This is a genomic window from Bradyrhizobium sp. (assembly GCF_017881085.1).
GTDB lineage: Bacteria > Pseudomonadota > Alphaproteobacteria > Rhizobiales > Xanthobacteraceae > Bradyrhizobium.
In genome coordinates this window covers 1-6,980 of the sequence record NZ_JADGRI010000290.1, presented here as the reverse complement: position 1 = coordinate 6,980, position 6,980 = coordinate 1, and the positions used below count along the sequence as shown (strand labels likewise).

The 6,980-nt window shown below is 64.5% G+C and carries 5 protein-coding genes; 1 reads left to right on the top strand and 4 read right to left on the bottom strand.

The window, feature by feature from the left end:
* The coding region (locus QZ213_RS22220; RefSeq protein ID WP_291688243.1) for a hypothetical protein at nt 1-199 on the top strand (199 nt) is incomplete at its 5' end.
* A gap of 132 nt (nt 200-331) precedes the next feature.
* Here the strand turns inward: QZ213_RS22220 and QZ213_RS22215 are convergent.
* The 4 genes from QZ213_RS22215 to QZ213_RS22200 form a co-directional block, all read right to left on the bottom strand.
* A complete protein-coding gene (locus QZ213_RS22215; RefSeq protein ID WP_291688242.1) occupies nt 332-1,171 on the bottom strand; it encodes an SAM-dependent methyltransferase in 840 nt (279 codons plus the stop codon).
* Nucleotides 1,172-1,266: 95 nt separating this feature from the next.
* Entirely contained in the window at nt 1,267-4,131 is a 2,865-nt protein-coding gene (locus QZ213_RS22210; protein ID WP_291688241.1) for a valine--tRNA ligase, read from the bottom strand.
* 266 nt (nt 4,132-4,397) lie between these two features.
* Nucleotides 4,398-5,165 carry a DUF2497 domain-containing protein gene (locus QZ213_RS22205; RefSeq protein ID WP_291688240.1) on the bottom strand — a complete coding sequence of 256 codons (768 nt, stop codon included), beginning with the start codon at nt 5,163-5,165 and terminating at the stop codon, nt 4,398-4,400.
* Nucleotides 5,166-5,595: 430 nt separating this feature from the next.
* A partial coding sequence (locus QZ213_RS22200) for a TolC family outer membrane protein (RefSeq protein WP_291688239.1) occupies nt 5,596-6,980 on the bottom strand: 1,385 nt, incomplete at its 5' end.

Below are 6,980 nucleotides of genomic sequence, written 5' to 3'. Positions count from 1 at the left end.
GCGATCGGGCTTTTTTGTCACCGTCATCGGCGGCGTCTTAGCTGCCGACTTGACGCCAGCGTCGAGGCGTCAGGACCACACGACTTCTCCGTCCGCTTTGGCGCTGTTCGTCAAGAGCGCCGCCGCGTCCACCGCATCCAGCCCCGCGTCCGTGACGATCGCGATACGCCCCTCGAGCGGGGTGGACGGCGGGGACTAGGAAGGTGATTTGCATGAAACGAAAAGAGGAAAAATTTTTGAAAAAGGGGCTGGACACGCCCCTTGCAAAACAACCTGACGGGCAAATCAGATGCATCTGCAACCAAAGGCAAGTGGACGATTTTGATGCGGATCAGCGCTCCGCCCGAACCACATGCGCGCCGGGGCCGATCCTGGCGTGCTTTTTCAACGCGCCGTAAAAGCGCTCGCTGAGCGCGGCCATGCCGAGATCCTCGATCACGGCAAAACCCGCCTCGTGCAGCAAGTCCGACATCTCGGCCGGATCAAACTGACTAAGCCATGGCTCGCCGCGCGCGGCCGCTCTTTCGGCAACCGCCATCACGTTGGCACGGCGTTCTTCCGCATAGCTCTCAAACGGCTCGCCATAGTCGAACACGACTTCCGATTCCGGTACGCCCGCGATGAAATGCAGCGTCTGCGAAATCGCGTCGTGGCTCAGATAGGGCACCACGCCGAGCCATTGGAAGAAGGCGGGCCGATCGGCATGAAAACCGGCGGCCGCCAGTCCATCGGCGAGGCCCTGCCGCTCGAAATCGATGGGCGCGAAGGTCAACGTATCAGGCACGGCGAGGCCCGCCTGCGCCAGCCGCTCGCGCTTCCAGTCCTGCGTGGCGGGATAGTCGACCTCGAACACCCGAACGCCAAGGCCGGCATGCGGGTTGCGCAATGAAAACGTGTCGAGGCCGGCGCCGAGGATAACGACCTGGCGCACGCCGCGCGCCACACAGGCCGCCAGCGCACCTTCCGAAAACCGGCTGCGCGCGGCGATGAGCAGCCGCAGCGGCCGCAGCGATGCGTCGGCCGCCATGGCGTCGAGGCCGGCGCGGGTTTCATCGTCGAGGATTCGCGCTGCGTAGGGATCGCGGAAGATCACGCCACCTTCCAGCGTTTGATGGATGGCGCGGAGGGCGGCCGCGCCGCGCGCGGTCTGACTGGGTTGTCCCGCGCGCAAGGTTCCTCCTCACAACGGACGACGGCAGACGGTTTTCGGTTGCCGCCGGGATGCCCCGGGGATTGCCGCATCATAGGACGCGTGATCATGGCGCGCTAGGCTGCGTTCTTCAGCCGCTCCAGCGCTTCCAGAATCCTGGCCTTGCGGGCCTCGGCGGCCTCGCGCTTCTCTTTTTCTTCCTCGACGATTTCTTCCGGCGCGTTGGCGACGAACTTCTCGTTGGAAAGCTTGGCGTCGACCCGCTTGATGTCGGCCTCGGCTTTCGCAAGTTCCTTGTCGAGCCGCGCCTTCTCGGCCGAAAGGTCGATCACGCCCTTGAGCGGCAAGGCCGCGACCTCGCCGCGCACCAGGAGCTGCACGGCGCCTTCCGGCGGGCGGTCGGCAAACGAGATGTCGGCGAGCCGGGCCATCCGCCTGATCACGTCGCTCCAGCGCGGGACCCGCTCCCTGGTCTCGTCCGAGGCGCCGGCCAGCACCAGCGGCGTCAGCGTCGCCGGCGCGATGTTCATCTCCGCGCGTACCGAACGTATCGCGGTGACGAGATCGACCACCCAGCCGATCTCGGCCTCGGCCGACGTATCGGTAAACTCCGCGGCGTCGAACGCCAGCAGCACCGGCGGCATCAGGGGATCGTTGATGGTCGCGGTCGACATCATCGCCAGCTGTTCCGGCGTGAGGCTCGGCTTGCGCGACCACGGCGCCAGCGCCAGCAAGCCGTCGCGTTTCGACGTCACCCCCCACAGCTCCTCGGTGATGAAGGGCATGAACGGGTGTAGCAGCTTCAAAATCTCGTCGCGCGCCCACGCCACCATGGCACGGGTCTCCGTCTTGGCGACCCCCTCCTCGCCCATCAGCACGGGTTTTGCGAGCTCGAGATACCAGTCGCAATAGACGTTCCAGACGAAACGATAGATCGCGTTCGCGGCATCGTTGAAGCGGTAGGCTTCGATGGCTTCGGTCACCTCGCGGGTGGCGCGCGCGGTCTCGTGCGCGATCCAGCGGTTCAGCGTGTCCCTGGCCTTGGTGGGATCGAAGCCCGCGGGCACCACGCAGTCGTTCATCTCGGCAAAGCGGCAGGCGTTCCACAGCTTGGTCGCGAAATTGCGGTTGGTCTCGACGAGCTGCGGCGACAGCTTGATGTCGTGGCTGTGCGCGGCCCCGCGCGCCAGCGCGAAGCGAAGGGCGTCGGCGCCATAGTCGTCGATCACGCCGAGGGGGTCGATGACGTTGCCTTTCGACTTCGACATCTTCGCGCCCTTCTCGTCGCGAACCAGGCGGTGGATATAGACCGTCGAGAACGGCGCCTCCTTCATGAAATGCAGACCCATCATCATCATCCGCGCGACCCAGAAGAAGATGATGTCCCAGCCCGTCACCAGCACGTCGGTGGGATAATAGCGCTTCACCTCCGGCGTCTCATCCGGCCAGCCCAGCGTGGAGAACGGCCATAGCGCCGAGGAGAACCAGGTGTCGAGCACGTCCTCGTCGCGGGTGATGAAACCTGCACGCTTGTTGCGGTCGAGCGCCATCTCCCGCCCCTGCTCCGGCGTAATGACTTCCTGCTCGACGTAATAGCCGAGCGCGTTGCCAACCGCTTCCTCCTCGGTCTCGGCGACGAACACCTTGCCGTCCGGTCCGTACCACGCCGGAATCTGGTGGCCCCACCAGAGCTGGCGGGAGATGCACCAGGGCTGGATGTTCTCCATCCATTCGAAATAGGTCTTTTCCCAGTTCTTCGGCACGAAGGTCGTCGCGCCCGAGCGCACCGCCGCGATCGCCGGCTGCGCCAGCGTCTTGGCGTCGACGTACCACTGGTCGGTCAGATAGGGCTCGATGATGACGCCGGAGCGGTCGCCATGCGGCACCATGTGGACGTTCGGCTCGATCCGGTCCAGGAAGCCGAAATCTTCCAGCCTTGCCACGATCTGCTTGCGCGCGGCGAACCGGTCGAGGCCATGCAATTCCTCGGCAAGCTGCATCGATCCTTCCGGCAATCCGTGCAAATAGTCCTCGTTGCCGACCAGATTGATACGAGCCTCCTGATCGAGCACGCTGATCTGCGGCAGACTGTGCCGGCGGCCGACCTCGAAATCGTTGAAGTCGTGTGCCGGCGTCACCTTCACCGCGCCCGAGCCCTTTTCCGGATCGGAATATTCGTCGGCCACGATCGGAATCCTGCGTCCGACCAGCGGCAGGATCACGTGCTTGCCGACCAGATGGCTATAGCGCTCGTCGTCCGGATGCACCGCGACCGCGCCGTCGCCGAGCATCGTCTCGGGTCGCGTGGTGGCGACGACAATGTAGCTCATGGGATCTTCGGGATTGAACGTGATGCCGGCCAGCGGGTAGCGCAGATACCACAGGCTGCCCTTGACCTCGACCTGCTGCACCTCAAGATCGGAGATCGCGGTCAAGAGCTTGGGATCCCAGTTCACCAGCCGTTTGTCTTTGTAGATCAGCCCCTCGCGGTGCAGCTCGACGAACACCTTTACGACGGCGCGCGACAGCCCTTCGTCCATCGTGAAACGTTCGCGCGACCAGTCGCAGGAGGCGCCGAGCCTTTTCAATTGATTGACGATGACGCCGCCGCTCTCGGCCTTCCATTGCCAGACGCGTTCGAGGAATTTCGCGCGGCCCATCTCGCGGCGGCCCGGCTGCTGGCGCTCCATCAATTGCCGCTCGACCACCATCTGGGTGGCAATGCCGGCGTGATCGGTGCCCGGCTGCCACAGCACGTCGCGACCGCGCATCCGCTCGAAGCGGCAGAGAATGTCCTGCAGGGTATTGTTGAGCGCGTGCCCCATATGCAGCGAGCCCGTCACGTTCGGCGGCGGAATTACGATCGTGAACGGCCTGGCATCGCGGCGGTCCGGGCGTCCGGCAGAAAACGCGCGGCTGTCCTCCCAGATCAGGGACATGCGGCCTTCGATGTCGGCGGGCTGGTAGTTCTTCTCGATCATGGCGAAGCAATCTGGCTGTGGAACGCGCTGGAACAGTCCATTCAACCGGAGCCAAATCAGCCTCCAGCGCTATCTTTCTGTTTAAGCTGACCTTTTCGGAATAAGCGATTTCACCCAAAAGGTCGTGGGGATGCTTTTCCGGATCGCGCCCTAGAAAGCCGCACGCGCGCGCCAAGTCAACACGACAGACATGCCGGAAGCACTCCTGAAACGATGTGCAGCCTCAAGCCGGATGGTGCGGTTGAACCCCGGCCGTAACGGCCCTGTTACCGTCCGCGGGAAACCCGCTCGATTTCCGCCTTGACGATCCGCTCCACCAGCCCGGGCAAATTATCGTCGAGCCAGGATTTGAGCATCGGCCGCAGCATCTCCTTGACCAGATCTTCCAAGGTCCGGGCGTTATTGCTGAGCACGGTATGGGCAAGCGTGTTGAAAGCGGATTCGACCGCCGACACGGTCGAACGCGACAGGATCGGCTGAGGCGGGAAACCGCTTTCCAGCGGCGGCGGCTCGAATGCGGGCTGCCGGTGCCGGGCCGAGCCGGCTTCCGCGAATTCGACATCGTCCTGCGGATCGACTTTCTGGAACGAAGGTTGCGGCGAGCGCGGCGGCTCCGGCGGCGCTACCGCCATCTCGTCGGTGAGCTCGAACACTTCGAGCTCGGGCGATGGCGGCCGTATTTCCTCCGGCGTGGTCGATGCGTCGAGGCCGTTCAGCAGCGCGTCGATATCATCCTGGCTGTTGCTCACGACCGGCGCCGGCGGCGGCGCCGCAGCAGGCGGCGCGGGCTTGGCGGGCGGTGGCGCTGGTTTGGCAGCGGCTTGCGCAGCTGGAATCGCCGACGGCGGAACGTCATTCATCACGGGCGCCTTGGCTGCCGGCGCAGCCGCTGGTTTTTCCGGCTTCGCAGGGGCCGCCGCGCTGGCCGGTTTTTCGGCAGCCGGCGGCTTGGCTTCGTCGTCGGCAATGATACGACGGATCGACGCCAGAATCTCCTCCATCGAGGGTTCTTGGGCCTTTGCGGGCTGCGTCATTTCCGACTCCACATCATCAACGCCCTTGCATGCGTTTTACACCAAGCCAGGGGAGATTTGCCGGTTCCAGATATGCAGGCCGGGATTTTCATCGCACAAGCCTGACTTGTCCCCAGATCAAGCGCCGCACGATACGACACCCGACATCCCGCCCCTGCTCAGGGCACCGAAGCGTCGCGGCCTAAGGACGCCGGATGCGGCGCGAATCGCTCTGCTGCCTGAGGCAAAGGTATGTCACGGCAACATTTGATTGCAAGCAACGCCAAGCACATGAACCGCCAAAGCTTGCCCTCGGGCAACGTCGGCTTCGCGCCGGATCACCCGCGGACGCGGGCGACGGTTCGGCGACAAGATCATGTGATCTTCAGGAATCGAGAACCCGACGCGGACGCAAGACCGGGATTCGCTCTTGCCGATCGCACTCAGGCGATCAGCGTCCGTCGGGCGTGCGGACGCCGAACCAGCTGTCGCGGACCTGCTGATAATGCACGCTCGGATCGTAGACGGTGGTGGGCAGATTGAGCACCTGCGGCGACAGCCGTCCCACGGAATTCAACACGGCATACGACGCGACGACGCGATCGTGCTGCGCGGTGACCAGCGCGACGCGCGCATTGACCAGCGCCTGCTGGGCGTTCAACACGTCGAGCGTGGTGCGCTGGCCGGCCTTGGCCTCTTCACGCACGCCGTTGAGCGCGATCTCGGAAGCCGTGACCTGCGCCTGGGCCGAAGCGACCTGCGCCTTGCCGGCGACCAGCTGGCCCCATGCCGTCACCGTATTGGCGCGTGTCTGGTCGCGGGTCTGCTCGAGAACAAGGCGCTGCTGCGCCAGGTTTTCCTTGGACTGGCGGATCAGCGAGTATTCGGCGCCGCCCTGATACAGCGGAGCCGAAATCTGCGCGATCGCGGAAGCGCCGAACGACCGGTAGACCGTCATGGTCTGTTCGTAGGATTGCTGCACCGAGGCCTGCAGACTGACCGTGGGCAGCAGCGCGCCCTCGTTGACCTTGACCTGAAGATAGTTGACGTCGATGCCGAACATCGCGGCGGTCACATTAGGATTCTCGATCAGGCTCAGTTCGACCGCGCCGGGTAGCGTTCCCGGCAGGAAGCGATCGACCGGCGAGCCCGGCGCGAGGGCTTGCGGCTCGTTGCCGATGATGCGGCGGAAATTCGCTTTCGTCGTCGTCAGCGTGGCTTCGGCGGCCAACAGCTGGGTGTTGCCGGCGGCAAGCTGCGCCTCCGATTGCGCAACGTCGGTGCGCGTCACTTCGCCGACATTGAATCGGTCGCGCGTCTGCTTCAGCGTCTGCTCGAGAACGCGAACGTTGCTCTTCTGAACCTCGACGATCGCGGAGTCGCGCAAATAGTCCATATAGATGGTGGCGGCCGACAGCAGCACGCTCTGTTCGAGCACCCGCAAGGCTTCCCGCGAGCCGGAGACCTGGCTCTCCGCGGCGCGGGTCTTGTTGGCGGTCTGCTGGCCGTTGAACAGCGTCTGCGTGATGGTGAGGCCGGCGCTGCGCGGCGGATTGGCGCCGTGAATTTCGGTCCTGACGATCGCGTTCGGCGTGCCCCCCTGGGTGGCATTCGTGTCGGTGTATTGAAAACCGGCGCTGGCGGTGAGCGCGACTTTCGGACGATAGCCCGATAGCGCCTGCGGCACGTTCTCGTCGGTGGATCGAACCTGGGCGCGCTGCGCGTTGAGCTGCGGGTTGTTCTGATAGGCACGCACCAGCGCGGCCTCGATCGTATCGGCCAGGGCGGGCGCCAGGCCCATATTTGCCATCAGCAGGACCGCAGCCGCAGCTCCGG